This is a genomic window from Halolamina salina (assembly GCF_042678005.1).
GTDB lineage: Archaea > Halobacteriota > Halobacteria > Halobacteriales > Haloferacaceae > Halolamina > Halolamina salina.
The window spans coordinates 1-712 of the sequence record NZ_JBHUDH010000242.1; the positions used below are offsets into that span (position 1 = coordinate 1).

The following is a 712-nucleotide window of genomic DNA, read 5'->3' on the forward strand; positions in this document are numbered from 1 at the left end:
AGTCGCCGCCCGCGCGGCGTACCTCGACCGCGTGCTCGCGGATCTGGACGCACGCGCCGCCGACACGCAGGAGCGGAACGTCGACTACCGGGACGAGTTCGGGGACCGGGCGACCGCGGGGCTCTCGAAGCTGATCGAACTCGGGCGCGGCGGGACGGGAGAACGGCCGACCGACGCCTACACCGAGCCGGGGAAGTCGGACGACGATATCGTGATCACGCCCGACGCCTCCCCGGGGTATCTCACCCTCCAGTCGGTCGACCACGGACAGGTGCCCAGCGTGCCGACCGGGGAGTCCGCCCACCCCTTGACCGCGCGGACGACGAACTGGATCGCGCTCCCGTACGGTAACGCCGCGTCCGGCATCGTCGACACGCTGCTGGGCGGCGGCAGCCGGCAGGTCAGCCTCGATGCCGCTGCCGGGACGCTGATCGCGGCGAACCGGACCGTGGCGGCGACCTCTCCCGAGAACCGGAGCGACGAGTCGGCGGTGCTCGCCGCGAACCGCGACGAACTGGCTGCCGCCGTCGGGGAGTCGGTCGAGGAAGCGGAGCGGGCAGTCTGTGACGCCGCGACGAACGGTACCGGAGTCGGCCGGTCGACGTGCCGAGCCGCCGTCGTCGACGCTCGCGATCGGTGGCCGACCATCGGGCACCGAGGGCAGGCGATGGCTAACGGCAGTTACGTACCGGCGTTCGCTGCCGCGCTGGCG

1 protein-coding gene is annotated in these 712 nt (G+C 72.6%); it reads left to right on the forward strand.

Going from position 1 to position 712, the window contains the following annotated elements:
• The coding region (locus ACFR9S_RS15115) for a DUF7286 family protein (RefSeq protein WP_459077222.1) at positions 1–712 on the forward strand (712 nt) is incomplete at both ends.